Below are 15,356 nucleotides of genomic sequence, written 5' to 3' on the forward strand. Positions count from 1 at the left end.
GCGTTAAACGGGGGGATCCGGGAATCGAGACGGGGAGCGGGGACCCCGACCGAGGAGGGATCAAGGATGTCCCTGGTGAAGGCAGTAACCGCGGCGGTCGCGCTGGGTGCCTCAATGGCGATCGCGACACCCGCGGTCGCCGCGCCGCCACACCCCTTCGTCATCGTCCACGACAGGTTCCAGCCGGCGTCGGAGGCGAAGCACGCCGGTGCGGTGACCTACGACAAGTCGCTGGTGCCGACGTCCGCGTCGGTGTTCATCGCGGAGGCGCGGCTGAGCGGCAAGGGCATGAAGTACCACCACGAAGGTGGGGAGAACCACGGCCACTACCCGATGCACAAGGGCACGTTCGTGTTCATCAGCGTGCGTGGCCTCGCGGCCGACCACCACTTCGGGATCCACGTCCACACGAAGCCGTGTGGCACCAAGCCCGACTCGTCGGGGCCGCACTACCAGAACAAGAAGGACCCCAAGCAGCCCTCGACCAACCCGAAGTACGCCAACCCGCAGAACGAGGTGTGGCTGGACATCACCACCAAGAGCAACGGCAAGGGCTGGGCCAAGTCCTGGGTGAAGTGGAACTTCCGGCCCGATGAGGCCCGTTCCGTGGTGATCCACAAGCATGCGACGGGCACCACGTCGGGCAAGGCCGGGCAGGCCGGCGCCCGGGTGGCGTGTGTGAACGTGCCGTTCAAGTAGCGGTTGGCGGCCACCAAGTAGCGGTTGGCGTCCACGGCGCTCGGTGGAGGGCGGGCAGGCATCACGCCTCACGCCTCACGGCGGTAGCAGTCCGCCCTCCACCGAGGCGTCCCTGATCTCCTCGTACAGTGCGCGCAGCGTCTCGCTCACGGCCACCCGCGGCAGATGCAGCCCGTCCAGCGCCTCGGCGTCCACGGGAGCGTGGCTGTCGGTGGCCATATCGCCCCAGCCCTGGCCGGTCAGACAGCGCATCAGGGTGGGGTTGAGCCGGTCCACCCCGCGCACCAGGCACGCCTCGGGCGTACGGCCCTCCTCGTACTCCCGCCACAGCGCGAGGAGTTCGGTCCCGAGCGGCGCGGGGAGCGCGGCGAAGCGCGGCGGTTCACCGCCCGCGGCGCCGCGCTCCACCGCGTCCATCTCGACGAGGTCGTGCATCAGGCAGAGCTTGAGCATCTTGGTGAGGTCGAGCCGCTGCCCGGCCTCGCGCTCGAACTCGGCGTGCAGGATCCAGCTCACCATCGCCAGATGCCAGGAGTGCTCCGCCACGCTCTCCTTGCGCTCCGGGGTGGCGTTGTTGGCGCGCTCGGTCTCACGGAGGCGGGCGGTGAGGGCTATGAAGTCGAAGAGTCTTCGACGGTCGCCCGCCGCGCCATGCGGGCCGCACATCTCGCTCATGGCGGTCAGTGTGCCCCCGCCCGGCGGGTTGTGGGACTCCTGGCGCGGCACGAACAGCTTACGTCTCGGCACCGAGCGGCGAGTGGTTTGCGGCGAAGAGGCGCGGTTCAGTCCTTGGTGACGACGGTTCGGTCGCTGGAGATGATGGTTCAGTTCCCGGAGATGATGGATCAGTTCCCGGAGCCGACGATGGCGGTGACGCGGATCTCCACGCGCACGGCGGCGAGGCCGAGGACCGTGACGCCGGTCTCGGTCCAGATCGGCGCGCGGCCGTCGAGGCGACGGCGGAACTGCTCGGCCATGACCGTGTTGTGGTCGTCGCCGATGACGTCTTCTCCCGGTGCGACCTTGTGGTAGGAGTTGACGTGGATGACGTCCTTCCATGTCGCGCCGACCGTGGCGAGCGTGCGCTCCACGTTGTCGAAAGCCTGGATGATCTCGTCTTCCAGCGAGTCGGGGATGACCAGGTCGTCATCCACCCCGGCCTGACCGGAGATCTCGACCCGGTCGCCGACGCGGACGGCTCCGCTGTAGCCGAGGGCCTCGTGCAGCTTCTCGCCGTAGCCCGGAGCGATGCCGAAGGTGACGGTGCTCATGATGCTCCCTCTTCCTGTCCATGGGGGCGCGTTTCCTCTTGTATGAGTTCACGCGTAAAGTGAGGCTAGCACGCAATGACTTCAAGCGTAAAGTGATGCCAGCCTTCACCGGAGAGGCGGGAAGATCCATGACCAGCACGGGAGGGCCCATGAGCGGCGCGGACGAACACGAGGACGACGAGGAGCTCCGATGGCTCGACGAGCAGGAGAAGGCGGCGTGGACGGGGATGATCTCCCTTGTCCTGCTGCTGCCCGGCAAGCTGGAGTCGCCGCTGCGGCAGGAGCACGGCCTCACCCTGTTCGAGTACCTCGTGCTCAGCCACCTCTCCGAGGCTCCGCGGCGCAAGCTGCGGATGGGAGAACTCGCCTTCCTCGCCAGCGGGTCGCTCTCCCGCCTGTCCAACGTCATCAAGCGCTGTGAACAGCGCGGCTGGGTCGTACGGACACCTGACCCGGCCGACGGCCGTTACACCCTCGCCGAACTCACCGACGCCGGCTTCGACATCGTGCGCCTGGCAGCGCCCACACACCTGCGCGCCGTACGCCGCATCGTCCTCGACTCGCTCAACGCCGCCGACCAGAAGGCCCTCGCCCGCATCGCGCAGAAACTCCGTATCGTCCCCGACGACTTCGGCTGACAGCCGTCCCACGCGACGACCCGGGACGAGCGGGCGCCGAGGCCACATGACCCGCCGGACAGCGGCTGGGTCGCTTATGTGTAGGTCACCCTGAGCTCCTTGATCCCGTTCAGCCAGGCCGAGCGCAGCCGCCGGGGCTCACCCGCGAGCCGGATGTCCGGGAGGGTGTCCGCGATGGCGTTGAAAATCAGCCGGATCTCCAGCTCCGCCAGGCTCTTGCCGAGGCAGAAGTGCGGTCCGCCGCCGCCGAAGCCGAGGTGGGGGTTGGGGTCGCGGGTGATGTCGAAGACCTCGGGGCGGTCGAAGACCTCGGGGTCGTTGTTGGCGGACGAGTAGAAGACGCCGACCCGCGCTCCCGCCGCGATGGGCTGTCCGCCGAGTTCGGTGTCCTGGGTGGCGGTGCGCTGGAAGGACATCACGGGGGTGGCCCAGCGCACGATCTCGTCGGCGGCGGTGGCGGGGCGCTCGGCCTTGAACAGCTCCCACTGGTCGGGGTGGGTGAGGAAGGCGTGCATCCCGTGGCTGATGGCGTTGCGCGTGGTCTCGTTCCCGGCGACGGCGAGCAGCAGTACGAAGAAGCCGAACTCGTCCGAGCCCAGATTGCCCTCGTCCTCGGCGGCCACCAGCCGGCTGACGATGTCCTTGGCCGGGCACGCCTTGCGGTCGGCGGCGAGGTTCATGGCGTACGAGATCAGCTCCATGGCCGACTCGGCGCCGATCTCCTCGGTGATGGCCAGTTCGGGATCGTCGTACGCGACCATCTTGTTGGACCAGTCGAAGATCTTGGACCGGTCCTGCTGGGGGACGCCGATCAGCTCGGCGATCGCCTGCAGTGGCAGTTCGCAGGCGACGTCGGTGACGAAGTCCCCGTTGCCGCTCTCCCTGGCCCCGGCCACGATGCGGGTGGCGCGGTCGCGCAGGGCGTCCTCGAGGGCGCGGATGGCGCGCGGGGTGAAGCCGCGCTGGACGATTTGGCGGACCCGGGTGTGCTCGGGCGGGTCCATGTTCAGCATGATCAGCTTCTGGACGTCGATCTGATCGCGCTGGATGTGCTCGTTGAAGCGGATGATCGCGGTGTTGGCGTGGGAGGAGAAGATCTCCGGCCGGGTGGAGACCTCCTTGACATCGGCATGGCGGGTGACGGCCCAGTAGCCGTCGTCGTCGAAACCGGCCACGCCGTGTGGCTGGGGGATCCAGCACACCGGGGCCGTCTGCCGCAGCTGGGCGAGCTCCGGGAGTGGCACCCGATGCTGATGGAGGTCGGGGTCGGTGAGGTCAAAGCCTTCGGGGAGAGCTGGACAGGACATCGGCCACTCCAGAGATCTGACGGCCTATCAGAAGTGTCCGCAAGGTAGTAACGGGTTCTACAAGTAGCAAGAGATAACGCGGCCATAGTTTCGGGGGATTGATGCCCCTCGATGTCCGCTCAACCCCTGCACAACCCTTGCGCCGCCGGGCCGGGGCTCAGCAGACTGAGCTGAAGAACTAGAACGCGTACTAGTTCTGACGCGGGCGCTGCCGGGAGCCCCGCGGATGCGATGAGAGGACGAGACAGCCATGGCCGCCGAACCCGTCATCGTCGAAGCCGTCCGCACGCCCATCGGCAAGCGCGGAGGCGCGCTCGCCAACCTCCACCCCGCCTATCTGCTCGGCGAGACCTACCGCGAACTCCTCGCCCGCACCGGCATCCAGCCCGACTGCGTCGAGCAGATCGTCGGCGGCACGGTCACCCACGCCGGGGAGCAGTCGATGAACCCCGCGCGCACCGCCTGGCTGGCGATGGGGCTGCCGTACGAGACCGCGGCGACGACGGTGGACTGTCAGTGCGGCTCTTCGCAGCAAGCCAATCATATGGTCGCCAATATGGTCGCCACCGGTGTCATCGACGTCGGCATCGGCTGCGGCGTCGAAGCCATGTCGAGGGTGCCGCTGGGCAGCGGCTCCAAACACGGCCCGGGCAAACCGTTCCCCGAGGAGTGGAACGTGGATCTGCCCAATCAGTTCCAGGCCGCCGAACGCATCGCCCGCAACCGCGGCCTGACCCGCGGACACGTCGACGCCCTCGGGCTGCTCTCCCAGGAGCGGGCGGCACGGGCCTGGGCCGAGGAGCGGTTCAAGCGCGAGACCTTCGCGGTGCAGGTGCCCACGACGGAGGACGAGCAGACGGCCGGCGAGGGCATGTGGCGCGCCGTCGACCGGGACGAGGGGCTCCGCGACACCAGCATGGAGGCGCTGGCCGGACTGAAGCCCATCATGCCCACCGCCGTGCACACCGCGGGCAACTCCTCCCAGATCTCCGACGGCGCCTGCGCGGTCCTGTGGGCCTCCAAACGCATGGCCCGCGCCCTCAAACTCCGCCCCCGCGCCCGCATCGTGGCCCAGGCCCTGGTCGGCACCGATCCGCACTTCCACCTGGACGGGCCCATCGACGCCACGAAAGCGGTCCTGGGCAAGGCCGGGATGACCCTGAAGGACATCGACCTGATCGAGATCAACGAGGCATTCGCCTCGGTGGTGCTGTCCTGGGCGCAGGTCTTCGAGCAGAACCTGGAGAAGGTGAATGTGAACGGCGGCGCGATCGCCCTGGGGCACCCGGTGGGGGCCACGGGGGCGCGCCTGATCACGACGGCACTGCATGAACTGGAGCGCGCGGACAAGGAGTTCGCGCTGATCACGATGTGCGCGGGCGGGGCGCTGGCGACGGGCACGATCATTCAGCGGCTGTAGGGGCGTCGGAAGCGCCCTGGTCCTCGAAGGTGGTCGGGTCCTCGAAGGTGGTCGGGGTCTCGAAGGCCGCGCGGCGGGTGGCGCGGCGGAGGGCCTTGAGGATGGGGGTGCCGAGGGTGAGGGTGAGCACCATCGTGACCACGGCGCGCGGCAGGTCCCAGCCCAGCGAGGTGGCCAGGCAGTACGCCATGAAGCGGGCGAGGTTGTCGCCGAGCGGGTCGCCGGGGACGTAGGAGATCCCCGAGGCCATGCCCTGCATCAGGGTCCAGCCCTGGAGGTTCATGACCGTTCCGTAGGCCACGGACGCCACCGCCCCGTACCCCGCGAGCAGCAGCGACTCCGCCCGGCCGGGCGGCCGGGCGGCGCCGGGGAGCAGGCCCGCGCCCATCGCCACCCAGCCCATCGCCAGCATCTGGAACGGCATCCACGGGCCCACCCCGCCCGTGAGCAGCGCGGACGCGAACATCGAGACGGCGCCGAGGACAAAGCCGAAACCGGGGCCCAGCACCCGCCCCGACAGCACCATCAGGAAGAACATCGGCTCGATCCCGGCCGTTCCCGCGCCCAGTGGGCGCAGGGCCGCCCCCGCCGCCGCCAGCACTCCGAGCATCGCGACGGCCTTGGCGTCCAGACCGGTGTCCGCGATGGTCGCCACGACCACGGCCAGCAGGAGCGGGAGCAGCGCGGCGAACAGCCAGGGCGCGTCGGCGGCGTGGGTGGTGATCCCGGAGTCGCCCGGTGCGAACAGCGGCCAGCCGAAGGCGACGACACCGATCGCGGAGACGAGCGCGAGCGCCGCCACGGAGCGCGGGCCGAGGCGGATGGCCTTCGTCCTGCCGTCGCGTTTCCGCTCCGCCCGGTGCGGCCCGCTCGGTGCTGTCCCGCTCAGCGCTCTCCGGCTCGGCGCTGTCCGGCTCATGGGGCTTCCTCCAGGGCCAGTGCCTTGCGTATCTGCGGCACCGTCAGCCACGGCAGTGGGGCCAGCACCTTGGCCACTTGTGGGGCGAAGGCGGGGGAGGAGACCACCACCTCCGCCGTGGGGCCGTCCGCGACCACCTCGCCCTCGGCCAGGATGACGACGCGGTGGGCGAGTTCGGCCGCGAGTTCCACATCGTGGGTGGCCAGTACGGTCGCGTGGCCGTCCGCGGCCAGCCCGCGTACCACCTCCACCAGGCGCGCCTTCGCCGCGTAGTCGAGCCCGCGGGTGGGCTCGTCGAGCAGCAGCAGGGGCGGACGGGCGGTGAGGATGACGGACAGGGCGAGCGCCAGCCGCTGCCCCTCCGACAGATCGCGCGGATGGGCGGTGTCCGGCACCTCCGGCAGCAGTCGGCCCACCAGCTCCCGGCAGGTGCCGGGCGCGGCGCCCGCGTCCTGGTCGGCCGCCGCGCACTCGGCGGCGACCGTGTCCGCGTAGAGCAGATCGCGCGGCTCCTGCGGTACGAGGCCCACTTGGCGGAGCAGTTGGGCGGGGCGGGTGCGGTGCGGTACGACCCGGTCCGGGCCGACGCGCACCGAGCCCGAGGCGGGTTCGTACAGTCCGACCAGGCTCGCCAGAAGCGTGGACTTGCCCGCGCCGTTGCGTCCCATCAGCGCCACCGTCTCGCCCGGCCGGACCGTCAGGTCCACCCCGCGCAGTGCCTCCACCCGGCCGTGGCGTACGGACAGCCGCGCCACCTCGCCCACCGGCTCGCCCGGCGGCGGATCGGCCACCCTCCGCGGGGCGAGCGGCGCGAGCCGCTCCCGCAGCGGCCCCGCCTTGCGGCGGGCGTCCCGTACGGACAGCGGCACCGGCGGCGGCCACCCCGCGAGGCCGCCCAGCGCCACCACGGGCGGCTGGACGGGCGACATCGGCAGCAGCTCGGCCGGTGCGCCGGTCAGCGGGGCGGCGCCGGGGGAGGGGAGCAGGATCATCTGGTCCGCGTACTGCACCACGCGCTCGAGGCGGTGTTCGGCCATCAGGACCGTGGTGCCCAGGTCGTGCACCAGCCGCTGCAGCACGGCCAGCACCTCCTCGGCCGCGGCCGGGTCGAGCGCGGAGGTCGGCTCGTCGAGGACCAGGACGCGGGGGTGGGTGGTGAGCACCGAGCCGATCGCCACGCGCTGCCGCTGCCCGCCGGAGAGCGTGGCGATGGGACGGTCCCGCAACTCGGCCAGGCCCAGCAGATCGAGGGTCTCCTCGACCCGGCGGCGCATGGTGTCCGGGGCGATGCCGAGCGACTCCATGCCGTACGCCAGCTCGTCCTCGACGGTGTCGGTGACGAAGTGCGCGAGCGGATCCTGGCCCACGGTGCCGACCACGTCGGCGAGTTCGCGCGGCTTGTGGGTACGGGTGTCCCGGCCCGCGACGGTGACGCGGCCGCGCAGGGTGCCACCGGTGAAATGCGGTACGAGACCGGAGACGGCCCCCAGGAGTGTCGACTTACCGACCCCGGACGGGCCCACGAGCAGACACAGCTCGCCCTCGGGGACCGTCAGGTCCACCCCCGCGAGGGCGGGCCGCGCCGCACCGTCGTAGTGGACCGACACCTGCTCGAAGCGGATCACTGCGTGGCCTCCTCGGGCCCCGCCCCGGCTCGGGCGTCGCCTTGGGCGCCGGGCGGGGTGTGTGCGGTGGGGTTGCTCGGGGGTGGCGCCGTGGCCGCGTCGCCGGGTCGCGGGTGTGGCTCGATGGCGGGTTGGGCGCCGGGTTGCGGGTGCCGCTTGGCCGCGGGCCGGGTGTCGGGGCCGGGGGATTCCGGGCGCTGCCGGTCCCGGGCTTGGGCCGGTTCGGTGGGGGCCTTGTGCGGCGGGGCCGGTTCGCGGGCCGGGGCCGGTGTCGGTGGCGGGGCGGCGAGGGCCGGGAGCAGGCCCAGGAGTACGGCCGCCGCGGGCCATAGCGGCAGCGTTGGGGTGGTGAGCGGGACGACCGATGGCTGGAGGGCCTCGGGGGCGTAGGAGGCGGCGCGGATCATCAGTGCCGCGACCGCCGCTCCCGACCCCGCAACCAGCCACGCCCGTACGCCCCAGCGGTCCGGGCGGTAGCGGCTGCGCACCGAGCGGCGGCCGCCCAGCCACAGGCCGCCGAGCGCGGCGGCGAGTCCGGCGAGCAGCAGCGGCAGACCGTAGCCCGCGCCCTCGGCCGCGAGCAGACCGTACGTACCGCAGCAGACGCCGAGCAGCCCGCCCAGCGTCAGCGCGGTGGTGGTACGGGCGACGGCGGGCGGGACCTGGGCGGTGCGGCCGTAGCCGCGCGCGTCCATCGCCGCCGCCAGAGCCACCGAGCGTTCCAACGCGCCCTCCAGCACCGGCAGTCCGACCTGCAACAGCGCCTTCACCCCGCGGTCGGGGCGGCCGCGCAGCCTACGGGCGGAGCGCAGCCGAGTCACGTCCGCCACCAGATGGGGTGCGAAGGTCATCGCCACCACGACCGCGACCCCGGCCTCGTAGAGCGCGCCGGGCAGCGACTTGAGCAGCCGCGCCGGGCTGGCGAGCGCGTTCGCGGCGCCGACGCAGATCAGCAGGGTGGCCAGCCGCAGCCCGTCGTACAGCGCGAAGACCAGCCCCTCGGCCGACACCCGGCCGCCGATGCGCACCCCCTGCGCCCAGTGGGGCAACGGGACTTCGGGGAGGGTGAAGAGCACCCGCGTCCCGGGGATCGGCGAGCCGAAGAAGACCGCGAAGAACAGCCGGATGGCCAGCACGACGAGACCCAGCTTGAGGAACGCGGTGTACGAGCGGGCCCATGGCGCGTCCGTGCGGCGCACGGCCACCACATAGCCCGCGACCGCGATGAGCAGCCCGAGCAGCAGCGGGTTGGTGGTGCGGGACGCGGCCGTGGCCAGCCCGAGCGCCCACAGCCACCAGGCTCCGGCGTGCAGGGCGCCTCCGCGGCGCGGGGTACCGGCTCGCAGCCGGGCGCGGAAGCCGTTGCGGAAGCCGTTGCGGAAGCCGACGCCGGGGCGGCGTGGGGCGGTGGCCTCGGGGGCGGTGTGCGGTGGCATGGCGGTCTTCCGCGCGCTCATCCGCGACGGCGGCGCGCCTGCCACACCGCCGCGGCGCCGAGCAGTACGACGGCGGCGAGCCCGCCGATCAGCCCGGCCGAGGGGCCCGAGCCGCCGTCGTCCGCCTTGCCGCCGTCGCCCTTCGGGGCGGCGTGGGCGTCCACGGAGGTGCTCGCCTTGTCCCCGCAGCCCGTCTCCGGATAGCCGGAGATGGCGCACAGCAGCGCGGCGGAGTTGTAGCGCAGCGGCTTCGCGACGGCGGCGAGCGCCTCCCCGGCGGACGCGTCCTCGCCGACCCGCGCGCACTCCGTACGGGGTGCGGGTGGCGTCCGGCGGTCGGGTGCGTCGGTGGCCGTACCGAAGTCGATGACCACCGCGACCCGTTTGGTGGAGTCCGTGGCCGGGGTGTCGGCACAGACGGCGGCGAAATCGGCCATGCCGCGCGGCCGGGTGGCGTCGTCCGAGTCCTCGCTGAGCGCGAAACGGAAACCGATCATGTCGCCATCACCGGGCCGTGCGGAGGAGGGCCCTTGGGTGGCATAGCTCCAACTGCCGCCGTCCCCGCCCCGCTGCCAGAACGACCAGTAGCGATACCCGTCGGCGGCCTGCGCGGGCGCCGCGCAGGCCATCGCGAGAAGGGCGACGACGGGCAGCGCCAAGGCGACGGCGGACAGCGACAGCCGGGCCGCCCGGCCGCACCAGGCGAAACGCGCGCGGGTGCGCGGGACGGAAATCGCGTCCGCGCGCCGGGCCTGGGCCGCGCGGGTGCGCGGTGCCGGTGCCGGTGCCGGTGCCGGTGCCGAGGAGGCGTACCGGACCCGTGCCGTGCGGGTGCGCGGGACCGAAGCGGCCCCGGTGCGCGGGACCGGAGCCGCCCCGGTGCGCGGGGCCGAAGCCGCCCCGGTGCGGACCGGTGCCCCATATGTGCGCGGGCTCAAAGCTGCCGCCTCTTCCGGCCGCTCAGGAGGAAGCCGATGCCCACGCCGGCGACCGCGCAGACGCCGACCGTCCACCAGACGCCGCCGATCCCGCCGTCGTCGTCCTTCTTCTCTTCCTTCTCCTCGCTCTTGCCGCTCCCGTCCGACTCCGCGCCCGGGGCCGCCGCCTCGGGCTTCGGGCCGGTGGCGTTCAGCTGCCGCACGAGGTCGGCGCCGCCGAAGTCGCGGGGGTTGGCGCCGGCCGCGTGGGCCGCGAGGGTCAGTTTGGCGAGGGCGCCGGGGTCGCCCTTGGCCCAGGCCGCCGCGCCGCTGCCCTTGCTCTGCAGCCACTGCAGGGGCTTGCTCGCGGCCGCGCTGTGCTCTCCGGCGGCGAGCGCCACCACCGCGTCGGCCGTGCCGCCGAAGTCGGGCTGGTCCTTGGCGCCGGGCATCGCGGACTTCAGATGCGTACCGGTGTCGGACATGACGCGGGAGAGGTGGGCCAGGGCGGCCTCGGCGGCGTCCTCGGGCGAACCGGCTCCGCCCTTTCCGCCCGCGCAGCGCAGCGGCTTCGGCTCGGCGCCGCTGTCCTTCCCGACGGTCTCGAAGACGAAGCCCTTGCCCCGCGCGGCCAGCGCGGCGCTCGCGGTGGCCAGCTCATTGGCGACGGGCTCGCCCTTGGCCGCCGTGTACGCGAACGCCCCGCGCTCCGCCGCCTTCGCCGAGCAGTCCAGTTGCAGGCCGAGCAGCGCGTCGTACGGGCTCTTGCCGCCCTTGTCCGAGGCCTCCTTGTCCGAGGCCCCCTTGCCCGAGGCCGCCTTGTCCGAGGCCGCCGTCACCTTCGCCGGGTCCTGGCCGGTGGCGGCGAAGGCGCCGACCGCCGCCGCGGTGGAGTTGGCGTCGCTCGGGCCGCCCGGGTTCATGCCCCAGCCGCCGTCCTCGTTCTGGTGGCGCTTCAGCCAGCCGATGCCCTTCTCCACGGTGCCGGAGCGCCCGCCCACCGCGGCCAGCGCCTGGATCGCCGCCGCCGTCGCGTCCGTGAACTCGCCCTTCTTCGGGTCACACGCCTTGGACGTGTCCGCGCGGTACGCCGCGAAGCCGCCGTCAGCGCAACTCTGCCCGGCCAGCCAGTCGATGGCCGACTTCGCCGGGGTGACGCCCACCGCGTCCTGGGCGAGCAGCGCCAGCGACTGCCGCCACACCCCGTCGAACTTCGGGTCCTTGGCGCCGTAGAGCCCCTCGGCACGCCCGGCCGGGCCGTCGTCGGCCACGGCGGCAGGCGCGGCGGCCGCGCCCAGGGCGGCGCACAGGGCGGCGCACAGGGAAAGAGCCGCCACGCTGCGGCGAATGTTCATGGCTGTGGTGCCTCTCGGTCGGTGGACGGGCGCACGCAGCCGCGCACGGCCGTCCAGCCGCGCCGTACGCGGAACGCTCCGCGGCACGCCTGGCACCCGGCTCAGCTCCGCATACCTCGACGGTGCCGCCACCGGTCGTCCGGCGGCGGGAGCCTGCGTCGTCGCGCCCGCCCGGGTGTTCCGGCTCGTACGCCCCGCGGGGCGCGCTCACGGTTGCGGGTCAGCGCCGGAATCGCACCGGCTTCCCCCGATCGGACGCGTATGAAGTTTACGGACAGCTTATCGGCCGACTTATCGGGCGCCTTCAGCCGCCCATGGACGGGGCCGATCGACGGCCTTCGCGCCGGACGGCCGTGAGACAGCGCGTCGTCGTGCCGTCCTCCTCCTCGATATCACGGCGGTGCGCGAAGCCGAGCCGGGTGAGCAGGGTCAGCGACGCCTCGTTGGCCGCCATGACCGTGGCGTGCACCTCGTTCAGCCCGAGCGCGCCGAAGCCGTGGCCGACGACCGCCTCGGTCAGCTCGGTTCCCAGACCGCGCCCCCACGCCTCCGGCGCCAGCGCGTAGACGATCTCGTGGCCGCCGACGACCTCGGTCGGCTTGATCTCGGCGTGGCCGACGTACCGGCCGTCCTCGCGGACGGCCCATACGTCGAACAGCCGCCGGGCGTAGACCTTGGTGAGGATCCGCCCGAACAGCGCCCGGTCCTCGGCCTCCGCGGCGAGCCGCCCGTCCCCCAGCCAGCGGCACACCCGCCGGTCCTGGAACAGCGTCACGAAGGCGTCCTCGTCCTCGGGCCGGTACGGCTCGAGCAGCAGGCGCGCGGTGCGCAGCGTCGGGGTCACGCGCCGCGACGCTACGCGGCCGGGCACCACCCGGCAATCCGATACCGCGCGCCCAGCGGTCCGGCCCCTCAGCCCCCCGCTCCCGGTCGTCCGCTACCCGCGGCGCCACCACTGGGCCAGGGACTTCCACCAGCGGCGCCGGGCCTCGTGCTCGGCGCCGGATTCGGGCTCCGTCTGCGGCTCCGGCTGCGGCTCCGACTGATGCTCCGCGGTGGCGGACGCGGTGTCCGGGGTCTCGCCGGAACCGTCGTCCGGGGCATCCGCGCGGGCGACCGCGGGCGTCCTGCCCACGGCCCCCGAGATGGCCGCGGTCGCCGCCGCCGCCATTTCGGCCAGCGCCTCGTCGGACTTGGCGGCCGTCCGCGGGAAGCGCACCGGCAGCGCGGCCAGGGCCCGGTGGAAGGGGCCGGGCCGCCACTCCAACCGCTCGGCGGGAACGGCGAGTTCGAGATCGGGCAGGCGATCGATCAGCTTCTCGATGGCGACGGAGGCGATCAGCTGGGCCGGGTCCTTCGCGGGGCAGGTGTGGGGGCCCGCGCTCCACGCCAGATGGGCCCGGTTGCCGCGCCGGTTCGACAGCAGATACGGGTCGTTGTTGGCGGCCGCGAGGCTGATGACGACGGGGTCGCCCTTGGACAGCCGGTGTCCGTCGACCGTGACGTCATGACGCGGGTAGTGGACGCAGAAGTTGGCGAGCGGCGGGTCCTTCCACAGGACCTCGTTGAGCGCGTCCTCGATCAGCATGGTGCCGCCCGCGAGATCGCCCCGGAACCGTTCGTCCGACAGCAGGAGCAACAGCCCGTTGCAGATCAGGTTCTGCTGGGGCTGGGTACCCGCGCCGACGAGGACGACGATCTGGTGGATCAGCTCCTCGTCGGTGAGCTCGGCGGGGTGGGCGATCAGCCAGGACGTCATGTCCGGGCCCGGAGTCTCCCGCTTCAGGGCGATGAGCTGGAAGAGGGTCTCCGCGAGGAGCGCGTTGGCCTGCTCGGAGTCCTCGGTGACGTCGAAGAGCGCCGAGAGCGCCCGGACCAGATTGTCGCTCAGCTCGGGCGGGCAGCCGAAGAGCTGGTTGAAGACGAGCAGGGGGAGCCGGGCGGAGTACTCCTTGAGCAGATCGGCCTCGCCCTTGGGGCCGAAGAGGTCGATAAGGAAGTCGGCGCTCCGCTCCACGTAGCGGCGCAGCGCGTGGATGTCCAGGCGGTCGAGGGTGTCGGAGATCGCCGCGCGCAGCCGGTGGTGCTGCTCGCCGTCGCTGCACAGCGCGTTCGGCCGGTACATCATCATCGGCACCACGGGGTTGTCCATGGGGATGGTGCCGTCGGTGAGCGCCTGCCAGTGGCGGGCGTCCTTGGAGAACGTCTCGGGGCCGCGCAGGATGTCCAGCGCGGTCTGATAGCTGGTGACGAGCGAGACGGGGACGCCGGGCGCCAGCTCCACGGGCGCGATGCGTCCGTGATCCCGCAGGCGGGCGTAGGTGGCGGACGGGTCGGCGGCGAACTCGGGGCCGTGCAGCGACTCGAGCCCTGCCCCGGCCGGGGCAGGGCTCGAGTGTGCGGGGCAGCCCGGGGGCGGTGTCGGATCAGCGGCCGGATCTGCCGGATCTGCCGGGCCTGCTGCCGGATCGGCCGTCGGAGTCGGAGTCGGATCGGCCGTCGGAGTCGGGTCGGAATCGCGGGTGGGGCTCGTCACGCATGCTCCTGCTGATACGGCTGTTACGGGGGGTGTGCGGCTGTGTGCGCCAGGCCGGTAAGGCTAGCTTCCGGTTCGTCGGACCGGCACCCCATACGTCACTCAAATCGCTCGGTACATCACAGGATCGCTGCCCGGCACCGCTTCCGCCCTGCCCAGCTTCACCAGGCGGCGCAGATGCGCCTCCGCCTCCGAGACCGCGATATTGCGGGAGCCGAAGGGGATCTGCTCCCACGGGCGGTTCCACTCCATGGCCTCGGCCAGCCGCCACGGGGTGAGCGGGGTGGTGAGCAGCGCCAGCAGCCCGGCCAGCCGCTCCTCGTGGTGGTCCAGCAGCGCCCGCACCCGCGCCGGGGCGTCGGTGAAGGCGTACTGATGGGCGGGGAGCACCTCGGCGGGGGCGAGGGCGGCGACGCGTTCGAGGGAGTCGAGGTAGTCGCCGAGCGGGTCGGTGACGGTCATGTCGTCGGGGTCCTCGTAGAGCCCGATATGGGGGGTGATCTCGGGCAGCAGATGGTCGCCGGAGAACAGGCGGCCATGGCCGGACAGGCCCTCCCCAGCCTTCGGATGGGCCTCTTCGAGGTGGAGGCAGACATGGCCGGGGGTGTGGCCGGGGGTCCAGATGGCGCGCAGCCGCCGGCCCGCCAGATCGAGGAGTTCACCGGGGACGATCTCGCGGTCGGGGAGGGCGGCCCGCTGCCCCGGGAGGCGTGTGCGGCCGGACGCGCGGGTGGCGCGCAGCGGAGCCAGATGCTCCTCGGGCGCCCCGGCCGCGCCGAGCTTCTCCTCCAGATAGTCCAGCCAGCGGGAGGGCTCGGCCTCCCGGGTGCGCCGGACGACCTGGGCGTCGGCGGTGTGCATGGCGATCCACGCCCCGGACACCTCCCGCACCTGGCCGGACAGCCCGTGGTGGTCGGGGTGGTGATGGGTGACGAGGACGCCGTGGACATCGGCGACGGAGGCGCCGCACGCGGCGAGCCCGGCGGTGAGGGTGTCCCAGGCCGTGGGGTCGTCCCAGCCGGTGTCGATCAGGACCGGGCCGCGGTCGGTGTCGAGAAGGTGGACCAGGGTGTGCCCGAGTGGGTTGTCGGGGATCGGCACCGGGATGCTCCACACTCCGCCGCCATGGTCGGTCACGCGCGTCACCTGCGCCATCGGCTCCCCCTCTCCTCGACACAAGCATTGCCCACTATAGCTAGAACTGGTATCAGTTCTGATGCAGCGTCAGATATT

The 15,356-nt window shown here is 72.4% G+C and carries 14 protein-coding genes and 1 riboswitch; of the genes, 3 read left to right on the forward strand and 11 right to left on the reverse strand.

Annotated elements, in window-relative coordinates; all coding sequences use genetic code 11:
• The first annotated feature begins 66 nt into the window (after window positions 1–66).
• The gene (locus tag JK364_RS36370; protein ID WP_201855632.1) at window positions 67–699 is read left to right on the forward strand and encodes a superoxide dismutase family protein; all 633 of its coding nucleotides are present in this window, start codon (window positions 67–69) and stop codon (window positions 697–699) included.
• A 75-nt stretch (window positions 700–774) separates the two neighbouring features.
• Here JK364_RS36370 and JK364_RS36375 read toward each other — a convergent pair whose 3' ends face one another.
• Together JK364_RS36375 and JK364_RS36380 are read right to left on the reverse strand one after the other, a co-directional pair.
• Window positions 775–1,374 carry an HD domain-containing protein gene (locus JK364_RS36375; protein WP_201855633.1) on the reverse strand — a complete coding sequence of 200 codons (600 nt, stop codon included), beginning with the start codon at window positions 1,372–1,374 and terminating at the stop codon, window positions 775–777.
• Between the two features lie 170 nt (window positions 1,375–1,544).
• Window positions 1,545–1,970: a Rid family hydrolase gene (locus tag JK364_RS36380; protein ID WP_201855634.1), complete on the reverse strand. Its 426-nt coding sequence runs from the start codon at window positions 1,968–1,970 to the stop codon at window positions 1,545–1,547.
• A 128-nt stretch (window positions 1,971–2,098) separates the two neighbouring features.
• Between JK364_RS36380 and JK364_RS36385 the strand changes: the two genes are divergently transcribed.
• Window positions 2,099–2,608 carry a MarR family winged helix-turn-helix transcriptional regulator gene (locus tag JK364_RS36385; protein ID WP_230993021.1) on the forward strand — a complete coding sequence of 170 codons (510 nt, stop codon included), beginning with the start codon at window positions 2,099–2,101 and terminating at the stop codon, window positions 2,606–2,608.
• A gap of 74 nt (window positions 2,609–2,682) precedes the next feature.
• Here JK364_RS36385 and JK364_RS36390 read toward each other — a convergent pair whose 3' ends face one another.
• Window positions 2,683–3,915, reverse strand: a complete 1,233-nt coding sequence (locus tag JK364_RS36390) for a cytochrome P450 (protein WP_201855635.1) — start codon at window positions 3,913–3,915, stop codon at window positions 2,683–2,685.
• 250 nt (window positions 3,916–4,165) lie between these two features.
• Between JK364_RS36390 and JK364_RS36395 the strand changes: the two genes are divergently transcribed.
• Window positions 4,166–5,335, forward strand: a complete 1,170-nt coding sequence (locus tag JK364_RS36395; RefSeq protein ID WP_201855636.1) for a steroid 3-ketoacyl-CoA thiolase — start codon at window positions 4,166–4,168, stop codon at window positions 5,333–5,335.
• Here JK364_RS36395 and JK364_RS36400 read toward each other — a convergent pair.
• The 8 genes from JK364_RS36400 to JK364_RS36435 form a co-directional block, all read right to left on the reverse strand.
• Window positions 5,319–6,254 (reverse strand): ECF transporter S component, encoded by a 936-nt coding sequence (locus JK364_RS36400; RefSeq protein ID WP_230993022.1) that lies wholly within the window; start codon window positions 6,252–6,254, stop codon window positions 5,319–5,321. The two genes, JK364_RS36395 and JK364_RS36400, sit on opposite strands and share 17 nt — an antisense overlap.
• A complete protein-coding gene (locus JK364_RS36405) occupies window positions 6,251–7,879 on the reverse strand; it encodes an ABC transporter ATP-binding protein (RefSeq protein WP_201855637.1) in 1,629 nt (542 codons plus the stop codon). The genes JK364_RS36400 and JK364_RS36405 overlap by 4 nt, the downstream gene beginning before the upstream one ends.
• Window positions 7,876–9,360: an energy-coupling factor transporter transmembrane component T gene (locus JK364_RS36410; RefSeq protein ID WP_372462051.1), complete on the reverse strand. Its 1,485-nt coding sequence runs from the start codon at window positions 9,358–9,360 to the stop codon at window positions 7,876–7,878. The genes JK364_RS36405 and JK364_RS36410 overlap by 4 nt, the downstream gene beginning before the upstream one ends.
• Entirely contained in the window at window positions 9,333–9,944 is a 612-nt protein-coding gene (locus JK364_RS36415) for an SCO2322 family protein (protein WP_230993048.1), read from the reverse strand. The genes JK364_RS36410 and JK364_RS36415 overlap by 28 nt, the downstream gene beginning before the upstream one ends.
• A 305-nt stretch (window positions 9,945–10,249) precedes the next feature.
• Window positions 10,250–11,587 (reverse strand): prenyltransferase/squalene oxidase repeat-containing protein, encoded by a 1,338-nt coding sequence (locus tag JK364_RS36420; protein ID WP_201855639.1) that lies wholly within the window; start codon window positions 11,585–11,587, stop codon window positions 10,250–10,252.
• Between the two features lie 173 nt (window positions 11,588–11,760).
• Window positions 11,761–11,835, reverse strand: a riboswitch (cobalamin riboswitch).
• A gap of 56 nt (window positions 11,836–11,891) precedes the next feature.
• Window positions 11,892–12,431, reverse strand: a complete 540-nt coding sequence (locus JK364_RS36425) for a GNAT family N-acetyltransferase (protein ID WP_201855640.1) — start codon at window positions 12,429–12,431, stop codon at window positions 11,892–11,894.
• A gap of 93 nt (window positions 12,432–12,524) precedes the next feature.
• Complete coding sequence (locus JK364_RS36430; protein ID WP_201855641.1) at window positions 12,525–14,123, reverse strand: cytochrome P450; 1,599 nt, start codon at window positions 14,121–14,123, stop codon at window positions 12,525–12,527.
• Window positions 14,124–14,225: 102 nt separating this feature from the next.
• A complete protein-coding gene (locus tag JK364_RS36435) occupies window positions 14,226–15,278 on the reverse strand; it encodes a Strvi_7410 family MBL fold metallo-hydrolase (RefSeq protein ID WP_201855642.1) in 1,053 nt (350 codons plus the stop codon).
• Between the last annotated feature and the right edge of the window lie 78 nt (window positions 15,279–15,356).

Origin of the sequence: Streptomyces endocoffeicus (assembly GCF_016741935.1) — a bacterium.
Lineage (GTDB): Bacteria > Actinomycetota > Actinomycetes > Streptomycetales > Streptomycetaceae > Streptomyces > Streptomyces endocoffeicus.